The sequence below is a fragment of the Kitasatospora sp. NPDC096077 genome, assembly GCF_040303245.1.
Classification (GTDB): Bacteria; Actinomycetota; Actinomycetes; order Streptomycetales; family Streptomycetaceae; genus Kitasatospora.
Map to the genome: position 1 here is coordinate 63231 of NZ_JBEOSV010000032.1, position 20200 is coordinate 83430.

At 72.2% G+C, this 20200-nt stretch carries 20 protein-coding genes; 14 read left to right on the forward strand and 6 right to left on the reverse strand.

Going from position 1 to position 20200, the window contains the following annotated elements; translation table 11 throughout:
* Window positions 1-6 precede the first annotated feature (6 nt).
* The gene (locus tag ABTZ03_RS25490; RefSeq protein ID WP_350515384.1) at window positions 7-915 is read right to left on the reverse strand and encodes a diguanylate cyclase domain-containing protein; all 909 of its coding nucleotides are present in this window, start codon (window positions 913-915) and stop codon (window positions 7-9) included.
* 93 nt (window positions 916-1008) lie between these two features.
* On the opposite strand from ABTZ03_RS25490, the gene ABTZ03_RS25495 reads away from it, so the two are divergent.
* Window positions 1009-1584 (forward strand): 5-formyltetrahydrofolate cyclo-ligase, encoded by a 576-nt coding sequence (locus ABTZ03_RS25495; protein WP_350515385.1) that lies wholly within the window; start codon window positions 1009-1011, stop codon window positions 1582-1584.
* 58 nt (window positions 1585-1642) lie between these two features.
* Here ABTZ03_RS25495 and ABTZ03_RS25500 read toward each other — a convergent pair whose 3' ends face one another.
* Window positions 1643-4366, reverse strand: coding sequence for a penicillin acylase family protein (locus ABTZ03_RS25500; protein WP_350515386.1), 2724 nt, complete (start codon window positions 4364-4366; stop codon window positions 1643-1645).
* Window positions 4367-4650: 284 nt separating this feature from the next.
* Here ABTZ03_RS25500 and ABTZ03_RS25505 point away from each other — a divergent pair, with 284 nt between their 5' ends.
* The 3 genes from ABTZ03_RS25505 to ABTZ03_RS25515 all read left to right on the forward strand — a co-directional run bounded on the left by ABTZ03_RS25505 (window position 4651) and on the right by ABTZ03_RS25515 (window position 8354).
* Entirely contained in the window at window positions 4651-6135 is a 1485-nt protein-coding gene (locus ABTZ03_RS25505) for a potassium/proton antiporter (RefSeq protein ID WP_350515387.1), read from the forward strand.
* Window positions 6136-6623: 488 nt separating this feature from the next.
* Complete coding sequence (locus ABTZ03_RS25510; protein WP_502894579.1) at window positions 6624-7883, forward strand: MFS transporter; 1260 nt, start codon at window positions 6624-6626, stop codon at window positions 7881-7883.
* 126 nt (window positions 7884-8009) lie between these two features.
* Entirely contained in the window at window positions 8010-8354 is a 345-nt protein-coding gene (locus tag ABTZ03_RS25515) for an FmdB family zinc ribbon protein (protein ID WP_350515389.1), read from the forward strand.
* A 640-nt stretch (window positions 8355-8994) separates the two neighbouring features.
* Here the strand turns inward: ABTZ03_RS25515 and ABTZ03_RS25520 are convergent.
* Both ABTZ03_RS25520 and ABTZ03_RS25525 read right to left on the reverse strand, forming a co-directional pair.
* Window positions 8995-9363 carry a hypothetical protein gene (locus tag ABTZ03_RS25520; protein WP_350515390.1) on the reverse strand — a complete coding sequence of 123 codons (369 nt, stop codon included), beginning with the start codon at window positions 9361-9363 and terminating at the stop codon, window positions 8995-8997.
* A 123-nt stretch (window positions 9364-9486) separates the two neighbouring features.
* Complete coding sequence (locus ABTZ03_RS25525; protein WP_350515391.1) at window positions 9487-10473, reverse strand: sigma-70 family RNA polymerase sigma factor; 987 nt, start codon at window positions 10471-10473, stop codon at window positions 9487-9489.
* Between the two features lie 446 nt (window positions 10474-10919).
* Between ABTZ03_RS25525 and ABTZ03_RS25530 the strand changes: the two genes are divergently transcribed.
* The gene (locus ABTZ03_RS25530) at window positions 10920-11747 is read left to right on the forward strand and encodes a phosphatase PAP2 family protein (protein ID WP_350515392.1); all 828 of its coding nucleotides are present in this window, start codon (window positions 10920-10922) and stop codon (window positions 11745-11747) included.
* 426 nt (window positions 11748-12173) lie between these two features.
* Here the strand turns inward: ABTZ03_RS25530 and ABTZ03_RS25535 are convergent, their stop codons facing one another.
* Window positions 12174-12737 (reverse strand): histone deacetylase, encoded by a 564-nt coding sequence (locus tag ABTZ03_RS25535; protein ID WP_350515393.1) that lies wholly within the window; start codon window positions 12735-12737, stop codon window positions 12174-12176.
* Window positions 12738-12849: 112 nt separating this feature from the next.
* Window positions 12850-13614: a GntR family transcriptional regulator gene (locus ABTZ03_RS25540; protein WP_350515394.1), complete on the reverse strand. Its 765-nt coding sequence runs from the start codon at window positions 13612-13614 to the stop codon at window positions 12850-12852.
* A gap of 573 nt (window positions 13615-14187) precedes the next feature.
* Between ABTZ03_RS25540 and ABTZ03_RS25545 the strand changes: the two genes are divergently transcribed.
* The 9 genes from ABTZ03_RS25545 to ABTZ03_RS25585 all read left to right on the forward strand — a co-directional run bounded on the left by ABTZ03_RS25545 (window position 14188) and on the right by ABTZ03_RS25585 (window position 20198).
* Complete coding sequence (locus tag ABTZ03_RS25545) at window positions 14188-14454, forward strand: hypothetical protein (protein ID WP_350515395.1); 267 nt, start codon at window positions 14188-14190, stop codon at window positions 14452-14454.
* Window positions 14454-14825, forward strand: a complete 372-nt coding sequence (locus ABTZ03_RS25550; RefSeq protein ID WP_350515396.1) for a WhiB family transcriptional regulator — start codon at window positions 14454-14456, stop codon at window positions 14823-14825. The genes ABTZ03_RS25545 and ABTZ03_RS25550 overlap by 1 nt, the downstream gene beginning before the upstream one ends.
* Entirely contained in the window at window positions 14822-15817 is a 996-nt protein-coding gene (locus tag ABTZ03_RS25555; RefSeq protein WP_350515397.1) for a hypothetical protein, read from the forward strand. The genes ABTZ03_RS25550 and ABTZ03_RS25555 overlap by 4 nt, the downstream gene beginning before the upstream one ends.
* Window positions 15814-16188 (forward strand): RRQRL motif-containing zinc-binding protein, encoded by a 375-nt coding sequence (locus ABTZ03_RS25560; protein ID WP_350515398.1) that lies wholly within the window; start codon window positions 15814-15816, stop codon window positions 16186-16188. The genes ABTZ03_RS25555 and ABTZ03_RS25560 overlap by 4 nt, the downstream gene beginning before the upstream one ends.
* A gap of 49 nt (window positions 16189-16237) precedes the next feature.
* A complete protein-coding gene (locus tag ABTZ03_RS25565; protein WP_350515399.1) occupies window positions 16238-16654 on the forward strand; it encodes a RapZ C-terminal domain-containing protein in 417 nt (138 codons plus the stop codon).
* Between the two features lie 86 nt (window positions 16655-16740).
* Complete coding sequence (gene traA / locus ABTZ03_RS25570) at window positions 16741-17280, forward strand: plasmid transfer protein TraA (RefSeq protein WP_350515400.1); 540 nt, start codon at window positions 16741-16743, stop codon at window positions 17278-17280.
* Between the two features lie 14 nt (window positions 17281-17294).
* A complete protein-coding gene (gene traB / locus ABTZ03_RS25575; RefSeq protein WP_350515401.1) occupies window positions 17295-19343 on the forward strand; it encodes a plasmid transfer protein TraB in 2049 nt (682 codons plus the stop codon).
* 127 nt (window positions 19344-19470) lie between these two features.
* Entirely contained in the window at window positions 19471-19908 is a 438-nt protein-coding gene (locus tag ABTZ03_RS25580) for a hypothetical protein (RefSeq protein WP_350515402.1), read from the forward strand.
* A gap of 14 nt (window positions 19909-19922) precedes the next feature.
* Entirely contained in the window at window positions 19923-20198 is a 276-nt protein-coding gene (locus tag ABTZ03_RS25585; protein ID WP_350515403.1) for a hypothetical protein, read from the forward strand.
* Window positions 20199-20200 lie beyond the last annotated feature (2 nt).

The window sequence follows — 20200 nt, forward strand, 5'->3', positions numbered from 1 at the left end:
GGACGGCTAGGACAGCACGTCGCGCGGCACGGCCACGATGGCGGGCGTATGGGAAGCGACCGGCTGGGCCAGGGAATCCCCTCCGGTACAGGCCGACAGACTACCCGGCTTTTCCGAACGGTCACCTTCAGCAGTCGTCGCCCGCTCCGGAGCGGAACCGGGCTGCTCGCGGGGCCCGGCCGCGGGCGGTCCCGGGCGCGGCGCGATCCGCCAGCAGTCGCCGCCGGCCGCGCGTGCGGCGGCCAGCGCGGCGTCGGCGGAGCGCAGCAGGACGGCCGCGTGGGTGCCGTCCTCGGGCAGCACGGCGACGCCGACCGCGGCGGTCAGGCCGTTGCCCGAGGGCGGGCGGGGGGCCCGGGGGCCGGAGGACCAGTCCAGCAGCAGGTGCCGGCGGACCGACCAGACCAGCCGCTCGGCGACCTGCGCGGCCCCCTCGGCGCCGGTGTCCGGCAGCACCACCAGGAACTCCTCGCCGCCGTATCGGCCCAGGGTGTCGGCCCGGCGGATCTCCATCGCCAGCCGCTGGGCGAGGTCGCGCAGTATCGCGTTGCCGCGGGCGCGGCCGTGCTCGGCGGTGACCGCCTCGAAGCCGGCGATCGCCAGCAGCAGCACGGCCAGCGGGCGGGGGCCGTCGGCGTGGTCGGTGTGCTCGGCGCGACGGGCCCGCTCGATCTCCCGGTCCAGGGTGAGCTGCAGGTGGCGGTAGTTCCAGACCCCGGTGAGCGGGTCGCAGGAGGCGGTCCGCTCCAGCTCGGCGCAGCGCTCCTCCAGCTCGGCGACCCGCCCGGTCAGCCGGTCCCGGTCGGCGGCGGCCCCGGCCCGCTCCCGGCGCAGCCGCAGTCCGAGCACGGTGGCGCCGGCCAGCGCGGGGGCGCTCAGCGCGGCCAGGGCCTGGACCAGCAACGGGGTGGACAATCGGGGCGCCCTTTCGCGTGTCAGGCTCTGCGCGTCACGGTTGGCAGGTGTTCGGAACGGCTTTCCGAACGGCTTTCGGACGCGGAGGATCCGGTGCACAACGAGAAGAGCGAGCTGAGGACACGGCTGTTGACGGAGCGCCGCGCGCTCACCGCCGAGGGGCGCGCGGCCGCCGCGGACGCGCTGGCCGGGCACGCCTGGGAGCTGGCGCCGCCCGGCAGCACGGTGGCCGCGTACGTCTCGGTGGGCGCGGAGCCGGGCACCCGGCCGCTGCTGGACGCGCTGCTGGAGAGCGGCGTGCGGGTGCTGCTGCCGGTGCTGCTGCCCGACAACGACCTGGACTGGGCCGAGTACGCGGGCCCCGCGACGCTGGCCCCGGCCGGGCGCGGGCTGCTGGAGCCGGTCGGGCCCCGGCTCGGGCCGGAGGCCGTCACGGGGGCCTCGGTGGTGCTGCTGCCGGGCCTGGCGGTGGACCGGGCCGGGCTCCGGCTGGGCCGCGGCGGCGGCAGCTACGACCGGGTGCTGGCCCGGCTGGCGCGGGCCGGGGTGCGGCCGGTGCTGGCCGTGCTGCTGTACGGGCACGAGCTGCTGGAGCGGGTGCCGGCCGAGTCGCACGACCGGCCGGTGGACCTGGTGGTGACGCCCTCGGGGGTGCGGGCCCTCGGATAGCCGGACGGCCCCGCCGTCCTCGGGGGACGGCGGGGCCGCTCGGGGTGTCGTACGGGTGTCAGCTCCCGGTGAGCACCAGCTTGTGCTTGGTCGCCTTCTCCACCGCGTCCGGGGTGAAGGCCCAGGTCAGCAGCTTGCCCTTGAGCCAGAGGTCGGTCTGGTCGTTGTAGTTGGCGTGGAAGGCGTGGCCGGAGGCGCCGCCGACGTTGATCCAGCGCGAGGAGTCCAGGTCGTTCAGGTCGACCACCATCCGCATCGACGGGATCCAGTCCACCTGGTAGCCGGCCGCCGCGTTCCAGCCCGCCGCGTCGACCGCCGCCGAACCGCCGGAGAGGCGGTACGGGCCGCGGTTGAGCAGCTTGTGGACGACGCCGGAGGCGATCGAGGAGTTGTCGGTGCCCATGGTCTGCTCGCGCAGCTCCAGCTTGTGCAGGCGGCCCCAGCTCCAGGTGGAGATGTCCTTGCCGAGCAGCGAGGTCAGGTCCTGCCGGGCGTTCTTCATCGCCTCCTTGAGCAGGTTGTCCAGGCCCTTCTGCTCCTTGTGCTGGGAGTCGATGTACGTCCACCACGAGCTGTCGGGCTTGTCCAGCTGCTGGCGCACCACCTCGGTCCAGCGGTCGCCGCCGTCCGGCTGGGCCTTGGACGGGTCACGGGTGCCGCACTGGTTGACGATCCGGCTGGAGCTGTCCGGCTTGGTCGGGTCGTCCTGCTGGCGCACCAGCAGGCAGTTGTCCTTGGCCCGGATGTCGGCCGGGAACTTCTGCCCGAAGGCGAGGCTGAGCAGGTTGCGCCAGACGCCGTTGTAGTAGGCGGCGGCCGCCGAGTCGGCGTCCTGGTGGAAGTTCCAGTCCTTCAGCAGGTCCTGCGCCTGGCGCACGTACGGGTCGTCGATCTGCTGCTTGAGCAGCAGCGGGACCAGCGTCTTGGCCATGATGCTGGTGTTGTCCAGCTGCAGGGTCTGCATGTCGTCCGGCGAGATCTTGCCGTTGTTCTTGAGCAGGCCGTCGATCTGGTCGGTGATCTCCTTGGCCCGGGTGCCGTACTCCCAGTCCTTGGTGAGGGTGTACTTGTAGCTCGGGTCCACCACGGCCTGGTTGGCGGTGACGATGTAGCCGACCGTCGGGTTGAAGCTGTACGGCAGCGCGGTGAACGGGACCGGGTCCGGCTTCCACTGGTACGAGGAGTCCCAGCCCGGGGCGGGCATGGAGCCGTCGCCCTTGCCGCGCACCGGGATGACGCCGGGGGCCTGGTAGCCGATGTTCTTGGCGTCGGCGTAGATCAGGTTCTGCGCGGGGACGGCGAAGTCCTTGGCGGCGCCCCGGAAGTCGTCCCAGTTGCGGGCCCGGTCCAGTTCGAAGACGGCGTCCATGGTCCGGCCCGGGCTGAGCGCCGTCCACTGCAGGGCGACGCCGTAGCCGCCGGTGCCGCGGTCGGGGGCGGAGGTGCCGTTGGGGGCGTACTTGCCGACGTTCTGCTGCTCGGTGCTCACGTCGGAGATCAGCGGGGCGCCGGTCTGGGTGGTGCGGACGGTGATGGTGCGGTCCTCGCCGCCGGCGACCTTGACGGTCTCCTTGCGGAGGTCGAACTTCACGTCCTTGCCGTCCACCTGGTACGTGTCCGGGCCGGTGACCTTCTCCAGGTAGAGGTCGGTGACGTCGGCGCCCAGGTTGGTGAAGCCCCAGGCGATGTCCTTGTTGTGGCCGATTATCACGCCGGGCATCCCGGCGAAGGTGAAGCCGGAGACGTCGTACTGGCAGGCCGGCGAGGTGGTCCGGCAGTGCAGGCCCATCTGGTACCAGACCGAGGGCAGGCCGGGGCCGAGGTGCGGGTCGTTGGCCAGCAGCGGCTTGCCGGTGGTGGTGTGCGAGCCCGCGACCACCCAGGAGTTGGAACCGATGCCCTGACCGGGGCGGCCGAGCAGCTGCGGCATCGCGTCGATCCGGTCGGTGAGGCCCTGCAGCAGCGCCTTGGTGGTGGCCGCGCCCTGGGCGGTGCCGCCGGTGCCGGGCGCGGCGCCGGGCTGCGGCGAGCCGTCGGCCGGGCGGTAGGTGTCGCCGCCGACGGTGCCGGTCTTCACGATCGTGCCGTTGCGGGCGTACGGGTAGTCCGGGTAGAGCTCGGCGATCTTGTCCGGGCCGAAGTCCTGGGCGAGCAGCGAGCGGTCGATCTCCTCCTGGAGGTTCCCGGAGAGGTTCCAGGCCATCGCCTTGAGCCAGGCCACCGAGTCGACCGGGGTCCACTGCTCGGGCTGGTAGCCGCTGTTGACGGCGCCCAGCAGGGCGTACTCCAGCGAGGCCTTCTCACCGCCGGGGTGCTCGGACAGCCAGGCGTTCACGCCGTCCGCGTAGGCCTGGAGGTTCTTCTTGGTGTCCGGCGAGAGCTTGGTGTCGTACTCCTTCTGCGCCACCTGGCGCCAGCCCATGGTGCGGATGAAGGAGTCGGTGTCGACCTGGCTGTCGCCGAACATCTCGGACAGCCGGCCGGCCGTGATGTGCCGGCGGACGTCCATCTCCCAGAACCGGTCCTGGGCCTGGACGTAGCCCTGGGCGCGGAACAGGTCCTCGTTGGTGTCCGCGTACAGCTGCGGAATGCCGTTGGCGTCGCGCTTGACGTCGACCGGCGCGCTCATGCCCGCCACCTTGACCGTGCCGTCGACCTCCGGGAAGGACGCGCGGACCGCGGTGACCCCGCGGTAGCCGCCGTAGCCGACGCCGGCCACCAGCAGCACGACCAGCACGATCACGATCAGACGGGCGCGCCGGAACTTCTTCGAGCGGGGCATCTGGGTCCTTGCGGTCCTGACTTCGGGGCGGGCGGGCGTGTCCGGGGCCTGGGACCGGGACAGGGCACCACATTAGGCCGAGTCGGCGCACCGCCGTGAACGGGGGACCGAGCTGGGGCGAAGCTAAAGGTATGGCAAAATGTTAGACTGAGTAACGATCCGCAACAGGAGCATTGACGACTTCTTAGCGGGCCGACGCCCGACGGAGTCCTCCCTGTACCAACGGAACGCCCCCAGCACCACCTGACACCCCGCCCGCCCATGCCTGCCCGAGGTGCCACTGCGTGAACGTCGACCACCTGAACCAGCTCCTGCTCGAAGCCTCCGTGATCCTGCTCTTCGCGGTGGTCGCCGTCCGGTTCTCGACCCGATCAGGACTGCCCAGTCTGCTGATCTACCTCGGGATCGGCGTGGCGCTGGGCCAGAACGGGATCGGCGTCACCTTCAACAACGCCGAGCTGACCCAGGTGCTGGGCTACGCGGCACTCGTGGTGATCCTGGCCGAGGGCGGCCTCAAGACCAGTTGGCGCGAGGTCAAACCGGCCATGCCGGCGGCCACCGTGCTGGCCACCGTCGGCGTCGGGATAAGCGTCTTCGTCACCGCGGCCGGCGCCCACTGGCTGGTCGACCTCGACTGGCGGACCTCGCTGCTGCTCGGCGCGATCGTCTCCTCCACCGACGCCGCGGCCGTCTTCTCGGTCCTGCGGATGGTCCCCCTGCCGCACCGGCTGACCGGCCTGCTGGAGGCCGAATCCGGCTTCAACGACGCGCCCGTGGTCATCCTGGTCGTCGCCTTCGCCTCCACCGGCGAACTGGACTCCTGGTACGTGCTGCTCGGCACGATCGCCGCCGAACTGGCGATCGGCGCGGCGGTCGGCCTCGCCGTCGGCAAGCTCGGCGCCTACGCGGTCAAGCACGTCGCACTGCCCTCCTCCGGCCTCTACCCGATCGCCGTGGTGGCGCTCACCGTGCTCGCCTACGCCGGCGGCGCGCTGCTGCACGGCTCCGGCTTCCTCGCCGTCTACATCAGCGCGGTGATCCTCGGGAACTCCAAGCTGCCGCACGGACCCGCCGTGCGCGGCTTCGCCGACGGACTGGCCTGGATAGGGCAGATCGGCATGTTCGTGCTGCTCGGACTGCTGGCCGCGCCGGAGAGCATGGGCGACGCGGTCGTCCCCGCGCTGGTGGTCGGCGCGGTGCTGGTCTTCGTCGCCCGACCGCTGTCGGTGATCCTCACCCTGACCCCGTTCAAGGTGCCCGGCCGCGAACAGGCACTGCTGAGCTGGGCCGGGCTGCGCGGAGCGGTGCCCATCGTGCTGGCCACCATCCCGGTGGTCTCCGGCGCCCACAAGGCCGAGGACGTGTTCAACATCGTCTTCATCCTGGTCGTCGTCTTCACCCTGCTCCAGGGCCCGACCCTGCCGTGGATGGCCAAGCGGCTGCGGATCGGCGAGGGCGCGATGGGCCAGGACCTCGACATCGAGTCCGCGCCGCTGGAGAAGCTGCACGGGCACCTGCTGTCGGTCGCGCTCTCGCCGACCTCGCGGATGTCGGGCGTGGAGATCAGCGAACTGCGGCTGCCCAAGGGGGCCGCCGTCACCCTGGTCGTCCGGGAGGGCAACTCCTTCGTGCCCGACAAGGCGACCATGCTGCGCGGCGGGGACGAGCTGCTGGTGGTCACCACGGACGAGGTCGGCGAGGCGACGGAGCGGCGACTGCGGGCCGTGGACAAGGGCGGCAAGCTGGCGGGGTGGCTGAACGGGCGGTGAGCGCCCGGGGCGGGCCGGGGGCCGGGGCAGCCGCCCCGGCCCGGCCCGGGCCGGTGTGACGTGGGAGGCCTGGGCGGTCCGGGTGGCCTGGCGGGATCTACGCGCGTAACTGTATGCTGGTGCGACTACGTCGTATAACCACCGCTAGACCACCCCCAGCATCTGCCTGACGCAGAGTTGGCGCGACCGCTCGGCGGCCGCGGTCCGGCCCCGGCCCACCAGGCCCGGCCGACCCGGTATCTACCCCGGTCGACGCGCGAGAGGACGACTCTCGGCGCCGTCGGGGCCACACCATGCCCTGCCGCGCTACCAGGCAGCAGGAAGGACCGACCGTGACGGCCCGCCGAACGGTCGAGATCGCCGCGGAATCCGCCCCGGACACCGCGCAGTCCACCGCCCAGGACACCGCTCAGGGCACTCTTCGGTCCGCCGCGACCGACACTGTCGACACCGCCGCCGAGGCGCCCGCCAGGGTCGGGTACGGCGAACTGCTGCGCACCCCCGGCGCCTGGACGTTCCTGTCCCCCGCCCTGGTCGCGCGACTGCCCTACGCGATGCTCAGCATGGGCATCCTGCTGCTCGTCACCCAGACCACCGGCTCGTACGGCACCGCCGGTACGGCCGTCGCCGTCGCCGCCGTCGCCCAGGCCCTGATCGGGCCGCAGACCGGACGGCTGGCCGACCGGTACGGCCAGGCCTCGGTGCTGGTCCCGACCGTGCTGGTGCACGCCGCCTCGGTCGCCCTGCTGATCACGCTGGCGCTCGGCCACGCACCGGCCTGGAGCGTCTACCTGGCCGCCGTCCCCGCCGGGGCGAGCGTGCCGCAGGTCGGCGCGATGGTCCGGGCCCGCTGGGTCTCCACCTTCACCGGCGAGGGCGCCTCGCCCGCCGCCGGGGCCAAGGTGAGCACCGCGTTCGCCTTCGAGTCCGTGACGGACGAGTTCACCTTCGTGGTCGGCCCGATCCTGGCCGCCAACATCGCCGCCCTCGCCAGCCCGGCGGTCGCACTGGTCGTCGAGGCCTCGCTGACCCTGGTCGGCGGTCTGGCCTTCGCGGCCCAGCGGCGCAGTGCCCCGGCCCGGATCCTCCCGGAGCCCGGTGTGAAGCGCGTCTCGGCGCTGGCCTCGCCCGGCGTCCGACTGCTGGTCGGGGCCTTCCTCGGGGTCGGCGCGGTGTTCGGCGGCATGCAGGTGTCGGTCAACGCCTTCGCGGACTCGGTGGGGCAGCACGACTCCGGCGGCACGGTGTACGGGATCTTCGCGGGCGGCTCGATGCTGGCCGGCGTGCTGTACGGCGTGATCGCCTGGCGGCGTCCGGTCCAGCAGCGGATGGTCATCAGCTACACGATGCTGGTGCTCGGCTGCTCGATGCTGTGGGCGATGCCCAACCTGATCGCGCTGACCGTCGCCGGGCTGATCTGCGGCCTGGCCATCGCCCCCACCCTGATCAGCGGCTACACCCTGGTCGAGACCCTGGTCGCGGACGGCGCCAAGACGGAGGCCTTCACCTGGCTGACCGGCGCGATCGGACTGGGACTGGCGCTCGGCTCGATGGCGGCGGGCAAGCTGCTCGACGGCCACGGGCCCTCGGTCGGGTTCCTGGTGCCGGCCGTCGGCGCCGGGCTGGGGCTGATCGCCCTGGTGTCGCTGCGGCACCTGCTGGCGGCCCCGGGCGGGCCGGGACGCGTGGTGGCCTCCTCGGCCGAGCTCGGCAACGCGGCGCAGCTCGTCGGCGCGGCCAAGGGCTGAACCGGTGGTGGGCGGTGACGCGGTACCGGCTCATCTCACACCGGATTCGCTGGACTGATCCAACGGAATACCGCATCATTGACCATCGTTAGCACTCATCAGGCGAGAGTGCCAGGAGGAAGACAAGTGCCCACGTACCAGTACCAGTGCACCGAGTGCGGCAACGGCCTGGAGGCGGTGCAGAAGTTCACCGACGAGGCGCTGACCACGTGCCCCGACTGCCAGGGACGGCTCCGCAAGGTCTTCTCGGCCGTGGGCGTCGTGTTCAAGGGCTCGGGCTTCTACCGGACCGACAGCCGCTCGTCCTCCAGCAGCTCGGTGGGCGCGGGTTCGTCCGCCGGCTCCTCGACGTCGTCGACCTCGACCTCGGGTTCGGGTTCGGGCTCGTCCGGTTCTTCGAGCTCTGCCGGTTCGTCGAGCTCGTCGAGCTCGTCGAGCTCCTCCAGCAGCCCGGCTCCGGCCGCCAGCTGATCTCGGCTCCCGGACTCTCCGGGGGTTGCCGAAACTTCGGGAAGGCCCGTCGGCCCCGCTTCGTGCGGGGGCGGCGGGCCTTTTCGCGCGCTTCCGTCAACTTCCGATGGTCGGCCTCACTCGTGTGAGTGTACGAAGTTGTCCACAGGGGCGGGGTTTTCCACAGGCTGTGGGAACACGCTTTCCGACCGCGCCGGAAAGGCGCATCGTACGGATCACCGGGCCGGATCCAGCCGACCCGGCCGAGTCCGGAGGTGCATCCCGATGACGACCGTGAGCCTGTCCGTTCCGCTGCCCGCGCCCACCGTGCCGCCACGGCGGGAGGTACCGAGCTTCCCGCCGATCCGACGCGGCTGCGGCGGGTGGCACCGCTGGCGCCGGGCCGTCCGGCGACGGGCGGGAGTGCCCGCGCTGGTGCTGCTCGCGGTGGCCGCGGCGCTTGCCACGGGGCCGGCGCGAGCCGGGCTGCCGCCACCCTCGGGGGGCGCGGCGGGGCGCCCTGGTTGTCCGTCCGGTCCCCCGGAGGATCATCCGTGAGCCGAGGCTGAGGAGGTTCACCTGCTGACCGAGAACCGCGACGCGCCGGGCAGGGCCCACCGGCGCCCGTTGTTCCCCGGGATGCGCGGGATTCCCGGTCCTTCTAGTCGCCGTGGTGCGGCGGGCGCTGACTCAGGTACCAGTCCAGCCCCCGCCCACCGCTCTCCCCGGTCCCGGGGCGGTCGCCCCAGCCGGCGTCGGTGTCGTCCCGGGACTGCTGGTCCAGCGGGTCGCGGAAGAGGAGCCGGGCCTTGGCCGCGGTGGAGGTGGAGGTGGAGGTGGTGGAAGGGGTGGAGGCCGGGGTTGGGGTGGAGGAGGAGGGAGGGAGGGAGGAGGGGGAGGGAGGGGCGGGGGTCCCCCCCGCGCCCCGCACCCGGTCTTGGTGCTGGCCCTGGTCCTGCCCCTGGCCGCACCCCGGTTCGTGCGCCTGCTCGTGTTCCTGCTCGTTCACCTTGTCCACTCCCCTGCTCACGGTCCGCCCTGTCCTTCCAGCCTAGAAGCCTCGCGAGGCTCCTGGTGACGCGCTTCGGGCCCGGTTGCGGAGCACTCCGCAACCGGGCCCGGGGAGCCGACCTCAGCCTTCGGCCGTCGGGCGTCAGGCCGCTTCGAAGCCCGCGTGGTCGGCGATCTTCTTCAGCTCGGCGAGTGCGTGCTTCTCGATCTGCCGGATCCGCTCACGGGTGAGACCGTGCTGCTTGCCCACCTCGGTGAGGGTGCGCTCGCGGCCGTCCTCCATGCCGTAGCGGGAGCGGATGATCGAGGCGGTGCGGTCGTCCAGCCGGCCGATCAGGCCGTCCAGTTCCTCGCGCCGGAGCATGACCATCACGGCGTCCTCGGGGGACGTCGCCCCGGTGTCCTCCACCAGGTCGCCGAACTGGGTCTCGCCCTCGTCGTCGACCGACATGTTGAGGCTGACCGGGTCCCGGGCCCAGTCCAGCACGTCCTTGATCCGGGCCTCGGTGGTGTCCAACTCGGCCGCGATCTCGGCGGGCTCGGCCTCGCGGCCAAGCTCCTTGGACTTCTCCCGCTGCACCCGCCGGATCCGGCCGAGCTCCTCGACCAGGTGCACGGGCAGCCGGATGGTGCGGGACTGGTCGGCGATCGAGCGGGTGATCGCCTGCCGGATCCACCAGGTCGCGTAGGTGGAGAACTTGAAACCCTTGGCGTAGTCGAACTTCTCGACGGCGCGCACCAGGCCCGCGTTGCCCTCCTGGATGAGGTCCAGCAGGGGCAGACCGCTGCGCGGGTAGCGGCGGGCGACCGCCACCACCAGGCGGAGGTTCGAGCGGATGAAGACGTCCTTGGCGCGCTCGGCGTCGGCGGCTATCGCCTCCAGCTCCTCGCGCGTGACGCCGTCGGGGAGTTGGCCGTCGGGGAGCTCACTCTCCTCCAGCAGGTGCTGGGCGTACACACCGGCCTCGATCCGCAGCGAGAGCTCGACCTCCTCGGCGGCATCGAGCAGGGGCGTCCTGGCGATCTCGTCGAGGTACATACCGACCAGGTCGCGGTCGGCCTCAAGGTTGGTCGGGCGGGCCGCGCGAGTCCGGTCGGCCCTGTCGCGAACGACGGCACGGGTGGCCATGCTTGCTCCCTTTGCTGGTGTTGCCGAGGTCTGCCTGCCTGCCCGAGAGGGCAAGAAGTGCGGGCCCCGAGGGGCTCACACGTAACGATCCAACGAACAGATTCCGGACAACATTCCCAAGTCGTTCAGATTCTTCCCCGCGATGCAGTATCCTGCCGGTTTTCACCCGGGTTCTGGACGCTCGGTGACCGCTCGGGCACCTCGGGTGCCCGCGAACGACCGATTCCATGACCGACCCTGCGGCTCTTTCCTCGGCGTTCCTTCACCGGCCGCACACCCGGCCGCCGCCTACTCGTTGAACAGGCGAACGATCGCGTACGTTCCCGCGCGCCCCCGTTTTCCGCCCGCGCCCACCCCCCGGCGCACGCAGGTCCTCCGCACAAAAGATGCCGAATCGCTATCACCCCAGCTCCGGATCGGCACAGGCCGCTGGGAAGGTGTCAGGCATGCACCTGACCAACAGCACGACCCCCGTCACCGTGCGTCAGCGCCGTCTCCTCCGGGACGCGTCGCTCGCGCTGGGCTGTGCCGCGCTGTTCGGCCTCCTGGCGCTGCTGGTGACGGGCCACTGGCACCCCCTGCACGAGCTCGACCAGGACTGGATCAGCGAGTTCCACCTCTACGCACGGGACCACCGGGCCTGGACCGCCGCGGTGCAGACCCTCTCCGACATCGGCGGTCCCGTCACGATGCGTGTCCTCCTCGGCCTCGCGGCCGCCTGGCTCCTGCTGATCGGCGCCCGGGTGCTGGCCGGCTGGGTGGCCGCCCAGGCCCTGGTCGGCTGGGGCGCCCAGTGGGCGCTCAAGCTGGCCGTCGACCGGCAGCGGCCCGCCTTCTCCGACCCGGTCTCGCACGCCGACGGCCCGGCCTTCCCCTCCGGGCACGCCATGGCCTCCGCGATCACCTGCGCCGTCCTGGTCGGCCTGGTCTGGTACCGGGTCGACCGGCGCGGCCGGATCGCCGCCTGCGCGGTGGCCGCGGCGACGATGCTGGCCATCGGCTGGACCAGGATCGCCCTCGGGGTGCACTGGCCCAGCGACGTGCTGGCGGGCTGGCTGGCCGCCGGCGCCGTCGTGGGCGTCGTGACGGCCGTGATCGAGATCTGGCGGCCCGGTGCCCTGGCCCGGGACGTACGCCGGGTCAACTGGCGCACCAGGCCCAGGGTTCAGCGGGTCATCGTGCCGTCGGTCCGGCCACCCCGGGTCGACGAGCCGCTGGAGGACGCCGAGTTGGACGACCCCGGGGCCGACGGGCCACGGCCCGGGCGCAGTTGACGGACCGGAGGCCGGGCGCGACCGCGTAGGGCGGCGGGAACGCCACAGGCCCTCCGTCCCGGGCGGGAGGAGGGCCTGTGAACTGCGATTCCGTTGTGCCCCAGGCAGGATTCGAACCTGCGACACCGGCTTTAGGAGCCCAGGTGTCGCTTAGGTGCCCTGGCCTGCGGCGAAGCGGCGCCAGGGCTCCACCCTGAGTTCTGACCGCCAAGACCCGCGATTCCCCGCAGTTCCCCGCCCGTCCTGGCACGACTGTGGCACGGGCGACGCCCCCCGCTTTACAAGATCGAACGCTCCGTTCGAGGATCGGCCCGAACGCGCTTCCCTCACCGAGGCGGAGTCTTCACGGAGACGCGCGGGTGTTTCGACGTCCAGGCGTGTTGATGTCGTGAGGTGATGTCAGCATCAGGTCGACGCAACGTGCTGCTACCCCGCACCCAACGCGTCCACGATCGCTTCCGCCGTCCAGGACCCGGCGGCACCGGGCCGGGCACTCAGATAGCCAGCCGCCTCCTCGGTGGACCACCCATGCGCCTCACGCAACCCGGATGCGAAGTTGCGGAGGTAGGCCGCCGACGGACGGGTCATCGTGGCATCCATGCGCCGCCATGGGGCAGTGAACGTCAGCACGGGGTAGCCATCGATCTGCCCGGCACACACCAGCGTCTCGTAACGGCCGGGGCCGAGACGAGCACTCCCCTGTGTCAGAGCCGGCGCGAGATCGAGGTCCCGACCCGGCAGCTCGTGCATCTCCTGAGCTGCGATGTCGGAGAACTGGTCGGGGGTGATCAGGTAGGCGCGTGCCGGCATCTCGCCGCCGTCCGTCTGGTCGTAGAACCCCATGCCGCCGCCCCAGACTGCTGACTCCAGGGCGAAGTAGAGCTGCCCGGGCAGCAGTACGGGGAGCGTGGCGCGAGGCGGATGCTGGTCCCGGCACCCGGGGTAGACCCGCGCACCACCCGGCGGGCGGCCGCCAGCGATGTAGTACATGAGCCGATCGAGGTGCAGATTCGAGCCGTAAGCGGCGTACCAGACGAGCTCTGGAGTCGACTCGCGGTCGGTCAGAGGTTCTGGACGTCGTGCAGTGCTGAGAGCTGTCATGTCAGTCCGTTGAGACGTCGTAGCGAATGACGTGCCGGTCACCCGGCAGCGTCGTGATCATGACCCGGAGCGGCTTTCCATCCTTGTCATACCCGGTTCGGCGGTGGACCGCGACCGGGGTGGCTGCGGGGAGAACGAGCCGCTCGCTCTCCTCCCGGGTGGGCATCCTCACTGTGATCTCATCGCTGAACCGCACCTGGATCAGGCCAGCGCTGGCGAGGACGCCGCCCGGGGCAGACACGTCCTCGGGGAGCATCAGCGGAGTGTTCCGGACCAGCTCCTCCGGGAAGTACGAGTCAGCGAGGGCATACGGCTCGTGATCCACGTAGCGGATTCGCTCGCGGACGACCGTCAACGCGGTCGCCGGATCGAGCTGGAGCTGTAGTGCCACCTCCTCCGGGGGCCGCCTGATCGACACCCGGACCTCCTGACGCGGCTCCTGACCGTTGGCGGCTATCTGGCTCGCCCACTGGTCGCCAGCAGTGTGGTTCGCCTCGTGGGCCGACCGAGACTCCATGGTGGTCCAGTTCCACACGGCCGGCTCGTATCGCTCCCGAACGAAGCTGCCACGCCCCTGGGCGGACACCAGCAGCCCCTCCTCAGTCAGGCGGCCAAGCGCGAGTCGCACGGTGTTCCGGCTGACGTCGTAGGTCGTGGTCAGTTCCTCCTCCGACGGGAGCTTCCGACCGGGCGCCAGTTTCCCTTGCTCGATCTGAACCCGCAGGTCATCGGCAATGGCGTGGTAGCGCGGGACCTGCTTGGCCATGTCGGATCTCCCAGGCTTGGATGACTTGTTCCAACAAGGTACCCCGAAGTGCTTGACGGCGCGAGCATCCATGCCCCAAGCTCTAGCCATCGGGTTGTTGGAACAAGTCATCCAACAAGACCAGGTGAGATTGCATGCCTGGTGGGGCCTTCTTGAGGCTGCCCGGAGCTGGACAGATGCGACCCGCAGTTGACGGGGGAAGGCGGCTTCGCCGCACGCCCTGCGAGCTGCACGGATCGCGGTTCTTTGAGAACTCAACAGGGTGCGTGACGGGCTCTTTCCCGTCTCCGAGCGGACCGGGTGATGTCCGTCTGCTTGCGCCAGGTAGTGAGGATGGCGCGCCCGATTTCGGGGCTCGGGACCGGCTGTCCGTGGAACGGCAGCGCGGCGAAGCCCCGCATGTTCCGAGTGCCTTTGGTCCCCGATCCGCCTATTCACCGGGTGGGTCGGGGGTCATGGCTGCTCGTGATGTGACGAGTAGCTGTGCCCGCATGAGTCGGGCCGCCGCGCTCCCGGCCAAGGAAACGCGCGGCGGCCCTGCGGGCTCACCCCCCGATTGGACGAGGTGAACCCATGAAACTGATTGTGGCAGGCCAGGATGCCGCGACCCCCGAGGAGTTCGCGGAGCTGGCCTTCGGGACCGGTGTCGACTTCGGCTTCGGCGTCGACACCGAGCTGTTCGACGGCAGCTCCGACAGGTCCGACCAGGACCGGATCGTCCGGCTCGACGTCGCCCGGGCGGTCCTGCGGGACCTCGACGGACCGGCGGCCCGGTTCGCCGGCGCCCTGATGTACACCGCCGAGCGCCGCCGGGTGCTGACCTGGAAGGCGGCCGCGTGATGACGCAGCTTCACAGCCTCCTGAACGGTGCGGCGACCCGCACCCCGCACCGGGCCGCCCGCCCGGCGGCGACCGTGCTCGCCGAGTACCGGCCGAACCCCGACAGCGACCTGCGCGGCGCCGCATGCGCCGACAGCAGCACCGACCTGTTCTTCCCGGACCCGGAGGAGATGGGGGCCGAGACCGCCGACTGGGCCGAGCGCCGCGCCAAGATGATCTGCGCGGGCTGCCCGGTGAAGTCGCTGTGCCTCGCCGGCGCGCTGGAGCGCCGGGAGCCGTACGGGATCTTCGGCGGGCTGAACGCGGCCGAGCGTCGCCGCCTGCTGCGGCAGGCGTCCCGCCCCGGGGTGAACACCGGCGGTGCGGCGTGAGCGTTCACCGCCCCGGCGGGGGTGTTCACCCGGTGCTCACCGAGGTGCCCACCGAAGCCCAGATCCGCCGTACGTCGCTCGTGATCAGCACCGGCACGTGGGTGCTGACGGGGGCGGTGGTCGCGGTGAGCATGAGCACGGCCGCGCCGTTCATCGACGCCCATTCACCCGGCTACTTCACCGGCCCCGTGATGGCGGTCGCCACCGACGGGTGCTTCATCCTGAGTCTCCAGTCGGACAGCACGCTGGCCCGCTTCGGCGTGAGCGGCGGGCGCTGGCCGGCCGCCTTCCGGTGGGTCACCGGGCTGTCCACGGTCTGGCTCAACATCGGCGCCGCCGCACTGGCGAAAGACCTGGTCGGCGTGGTGATCCACCTGATCCCGCCGCTTCTGCTGCTGCTCGTCGCCGAAGCCGGACCGGCCTACCGCCGGGCCATGGCCCGCCTCGCGCAGCGCCCCGAACGGCCGCTGCGCAAGCGCCCCGCCACGTTCCCGGCCGCCGCTCTGCAGGTGGTGAACACCCCGCTGTTCACCCTCCCGCAGGCCCCGTTCACCCCCGCCCCGCAGCCCGCCGCGATCCCGTCGGCCGGCATCGGAATCGGGGCTCGGGAGGCGCTTGCGGCGGGTCCGGCGGAGGAGGTGAACACCGGACCGGTTCACCCTTCCCCGGCCGGCACCCCCGAGGGGTTCACCGGCCTGGCCCCGGACGCCGCTGACGATGTGATCGACGGCCCGGTGTACCCGGACGGACCGGGCCCGGTGAACACCCCGGAGCCCGAGACGTTCACCACCGAGGACGAGGTGAACACCGGCCCGCAGGAGCCCGCCCGGCTGGACGGGGCCGAGGCGGCACGCGTGATCGAGCAGTGCTGGCGTGACAGCGTCTCCCAGCGTGAGGCCGCCCGGCGCTCCACCCGCTCTCCGGCCTACGTCAGCGTCGTCTACAAGCGGCTCAGCGAGCAGGACGACGGCGATAAGGCGGTGGCCGCGTGAGCCGCCCCTGCCACTGGGACCCCGAGGGCACCCGCCACGGCGGCACCCCCACCTACCCGTGGCGCATGGCCCCGGCCGGGTACTTCACCCGCCGTCAGCTCCGCGCCAAGGGCCTGCGCCCCGGCGGACAGGACGTCGCCGCCCAGATCATGTGGCCCTCCCGGTACGGCGGCACCCGCCCCGCCTACCTCTACCGCCTCGCCCTGGCCCGGCCGGTGCGGCCGATGACCCCCGCGAAGGCCGCCGCCCTCGACAAGGCCAACCGCGCGCGCCGCACCTGCCCCGCCTGCGGGCAGGACGCCGGCTACGTGCTCCCCGCGCACCTGGGCACCTGCCTGACCTGCGCCGGTCCCGCCGCCCTCGCGGCCTGAACCACCCCCTGACCCGCTCCGTCGCCACCTGAGCAAGGAGACCCCTGTCATGTCCGTGACCGAACTCCGCGTGATCAGCTTCGGCTACCTGCACGGCGCTCCGCCGCCCGCCCACCTGACCCTGGACCTGCGGCTGCACTTCAAGGACCCGCACGTCGACCCGGCCCTGCGCCACCTGACCGCCAACGACCCGCAGGTTCGCTGGGCGGTGCTCGGCACCCCGGGCATCTCGGGGCTGATCGCCACCACTGCCCGGCTGGTCGACTCGTTCCACGCCGGCCCGGGCGAGGCGCCGCTGACCATCGCGGTCGGCTGCGCGGGCGGCCGCCACCGTGCCGCGACCGTCGCCAGCATGCTGGCCAAGCGCCTGGGCCTGCTCGGTCCCCGTGTCGTCCTGGCCCACCGCGACCTGGACAAGCCCGTGTACGAGCGCACCGCCGCCGGCGAGGCCGTCACCGAGGTCTGACGGCTGCCTGTCCCCGCCCGGCCCCCATGTGGGTCGGGCGGGGGCGGGGAGCCGGGACAGTCCCGGCCCGCAGGGGAGGCACCGCGATGAGTGTGAACTCGACGTCGCCGAACAGCGGCGCGAACAGCAGCAACAGCAGCAACAGCACCCGCAACGGCTTCGGCTCCGGGGCGACGTTCGCCCCCGGGATCAGCATCAACCTGAACAAGACCACCACCGCCGGCGGCGGTGTCGGCGCCCCGAAGCCGGGCGCGGCCGCGAACCCCGGGGTCGGTGTCGACCGCACCTCCTCGCTGGCCCTGCCTGAGCCGGCGTTCTACTCGGCCGCCGACGTGCGCTCCTACTGCGAGGCCCTGCGGGCGTTCGCCGCCTACTCCGCGATCGAGGTCGAGGTAGGGGCCGAGATCCTCAAGGCCGCGCTGGAGCAGGCCCCACCCGTCCCCGGCGACCACGCCTTCAAGGCGAAGATGCGCGCCCGCGCCGTCGCCAAGAAGCTCGGCAAGGCCGCCGACGCCCTCGCCGACGCCGCCAAGGACGCGGCCGGCGCGTGGGCCGCCTTCCAGCGCGAGTACGCCGACGTCATGACCCCCCGCCCCAAGCCCCAGCAGCGCCCGTTCCAGTTCTGAGAGGAAGCCCCGCCATGTCGAAGCGCGACACCGACCCTGAGCTGCAGCACCGGGAGAACCTGGAAGGCGCCAGCACCGGCAGCCAGGTCCTGGCCTGGCTGGCGCACCGGGCCAAGCCCTACACCCCGCCGTGGATCCTGACCGGCGCCGTCGGGATCGCCGGGTCCGCCGGGTCCCTGGAGTGGCAGGGGTCGGCGGCGGCCGGCGTCGGCCTCACCCTGGGCTCCGTCGCCCTGACCGGAATGACCTGGTGGGCGGGCAAGCGCACCGGCCCGCAGCGTCGCCTGCACTCGGCCGTCACGGTCGCCGCGGCTTCGGCGTGGGTCACCGGCGCCGCCCTCGCCGGGCCGACGGCCGGACCGCTGCCGGACGCCTTCCTCATGGGCGGCCCCGTCGTGGCCCTGTCCTGGAACATCCGCCAGGTCATGCGCCGCAACCCCGACGCCGTCCAGGCCGCCGACAACGCCGACGGGTCGCTGCTGGAGAAGGTCAAGCTCGCTGGGGCGAAGATCCGCCGGGCCGAGGTGGAGCCGAACCGCGTCACCGCCGAACTCACCCTCCCCGCCGGGGAGATGACCAACGACGACGTGACCCGGGCGCTGCCGAACCTCGCCTCGGGCCTGGACGTCGCGCCCACCGCCGTGCGCTACCTGCCCGACCCCGACTCCGCCCGGCGCGGTGAGCTGGTCGTGGTACCCCGGGACATGCTCGCCGACGTGGTCGAGTGGGAGATGCCCACCAGCGTCGGCGGCTCGATCGCCGAGCCGCTGGTCATCGGCCGCTACGACGACGGCTCCCCGCTGCAGCTGTGGCTGCCCGGCGACCCGGAGGTCAGCCGCAACAGCACCCACCTGGGCATCTTCGGAATGTCCGGCTCGGGCAAGGGTGACGGGGCGCTCGACATCCTCACCGAGATCATGGGGCGGCGTGACGTCATCGTCTGGCTGTCAGACCCGAAGGCGTTCCAGGACTTCGGTCCGCTGCGGCCGGGCCTGGACTGGGCCGTGGAGGGCGGGGCCGAGACCGAGACCATGGTCACCGCCCTCCAGGCCGTCATCCCCGCCCGCACCCGCTGGCTCGGCGCCCACGGCTACCGCCAGTGGGTGCCCACCGCCGCCGAGCAGCAGACCGACCCCGCGCACTCGTGCCAGAAGCGTGGTGCCTGCGGCTGCGAGGGCATGCCGTTCCTGGTCGCCTGGTTCGAGGAGGCCGCGAACACCCTGCGGTTCATGGGCGAGGACGCGTTCACCGGCGCCGCCCAGGAAGCCCGCTCCGCCGGAATCGCCCTGGTCATCAGCCTCCAGCGGCCCAGCCACGACCAGATCAGCACCAGCACCCGCGCGTCCCTGCCGTCGGCCCTGGTGTTCGGGCTGGACGCCCGGGACGAGGGCATGGCCCTGCCCGGCCCGGTCCTGGACGCCGGCGCCCGTCCCGGAGCCTGGGGCAACCGCCGCCCCGGCTACTGCTACCTGGTCACCCCCGGCGTCGAAGAGCAGCGCTACAGCTCCCCCGGCCGCACGTGGCGCTTCACCGGGCGCGCCGCCCGCGTCATGGAACAGCTCGCCGCCTGGGCCGTGCGCAACGGCGCCAAGGTCGACCCCGTCACCGCGAAGGCCGCCGCCGCCACCGCCGGCAAGGCCTACACCGGCCGCCACGACCAGGACGCCACCGAGGGAGACGACGACAGCGTGTACGCGACTGCGGACGAGCAGGACGGCGGCGCCGAGCGACGGGTGGACCCGGAGGACGCCGACCTCGACCCGCAGGCCGAACTCCCCCCGGTCCCGCCCACGCTCGCCGACGTCACCTTCGGCCCCGAGACGACCGGGGCCGCGTTCACCCCCGAGGAAGCCCGGGCCGCCATGGACGCCATCGTCGCCGAGTTCGAGCACAACAAGGTGATGGTCATCGGTCCCAAGGACGTCATGGAGCACGCCGCCCGGTTCGGCCGCACCCGCCAGTGGGTCTCCGGGGAGTTCCGCCGCCTCATCGAGGACGGCCGCCTGGTGCCCACCGCGAAGGGCGGCCGGTACCGGATCGTCCCGGCCCCGGCGCTGGTCTGACACCCCCTGACAGCTGACAGCCCCTGACACCCATTCCCCTAGGCAGACGGGGTGTCAGACGGCCCCTGACACCGCCTGACACCCCGCCCTGACGCTCGCTCTGACACCTCCTGACGGGAGACGCACCGTGGACCACATCGCCCCCCAGCCCGCCGTCCCCACGGTGCTCTACACCCCGGACGGCACCCCCTACTACACCCACCACACGCCCCCCGCACCCCTCGCCCTCTACCAGCCGCCGACCCCACTCCCGGCCCCCGTCCACTACCCCGGCCCAGTCGGCTACCTGCCCGCCCCGATCGCCCCCGCCCCGCTCCCGGCACCAGTCGCCGTTCCGGCCCGGGACCCGTGGCCCGCCCGCCTGCTCGCCGGCGGCATCGGCATCGGCGCCGGAGGACTCGGACTCGGCTTCCTGCTCCAGACCCTCGCCGCCGCCACCACCGGCCTGGGCCTGCTCCTCGCCGCCCTCGGCGTCCTCTACCTGCTCAAGAACAGCGGCGGGGGCGGCCGAGGCGGCGGGGGCGCCGTGAACGTGAGCGTCAACGTCACCAACCGCAACCGCTGACCCGGAGGAACCCCATGCGTCTGCGCCTGCAGTACAACCCCTGGCCCCGCCCTGCACTCCACCTCGCCGACACCCCCAACCCGAAGTGCCCTCTCTGCCAGGGTGCCGGCGGTTGGGCCGACGACTACGGCGACTACGACACCGGCGAGTACGCCGGCACCGAGTACGTCACCTGCGGCTGCTGGAACCCCGACCGCACCCGCCGCTTGTTGCCCGTACCGCACTGGATCGCTCACCGCTGGCTCGACCAGCCCGACGAGTCGGCCTACTCCACCGAACCGCCGTTCTAGCC

Coding starts and splice junctions, on each gene's coding strand:
- ABTZ03_RS25500 (WP_350515386.1), bottom strand. CDS start 4,366: ATGCCCCGCTCGAAGAAGTTCCGGCGCGCCCGTCTGATCGTGATCGTG.
- ABTZ03_RS25525 (WP_350515391.1), bottom strand. CDS start 10,473: ATGGCCACCCGTGCCGTCGTTCGCGACAGGGCCGACCGGACTCGCGCG.
- ABTZ03_RS25530 (WP_350515392.1), top strand. CDS start 10,920: ATGCACCTGACCAACAGCACGACCCCCGTCACCGTGCGTCAGCGCCGT.
- ABTZ03_RS25535 (WP_350515393.1), bottom strand. CDS start 12,737: ATGTACTACATCGCTGGCGGCCGCCCGCCGGGTGGTGCGCGGGTCTAC.
- ABTZ03_RS25540 (WP_350515394.1), bottom strand. CDS start 13,614: ATGGCCAAGCAGGTCCCGCGCTACCACGCCATTGCCGATGACCTGCGG.
- ABTZ03_RS25545 (WP_350515395.1), top strand. CDS start 14,188: ATGAAACTGATTGTGGCAGGCCAGGATGCCGCGACCCCCGAGGAGTTC.
- ABTZ03_RS25550 (WP_350515396.1), top strand. CDS start 14,454: ATGACGCAGCTTCACAGCCTCCTGAACGGTGCGGCGACCCGCACCCCG.
- ABTZ03_RS25565 (WP_350515399.1), top strand. CDS start 16,238: ATGTCCGTGACCGAACTCCGCGTGATCAGCTTCGGCTACCTGCACGGC.
- traA (WP_350515400.1), top strand. CDS start 16,741: ATGAGTGTGAACTCGACGTCGCCGAACAGCGGCGCGAACAGCAGCAAC.
- traB (WP_350515401.1), top strand. CDS start 17,295: ATGTCGAAGCGCGACACCGACCCTGAGCTGCAGCACCGGGAGAACCTG.
- ABTZ03_RS25585 (WP_350515403.1), top strand. CDS start 19,923: ATGCGTCTGCGCCTGCAGTACAACCCCTGGCCCCGCCCTGCACTCCAC.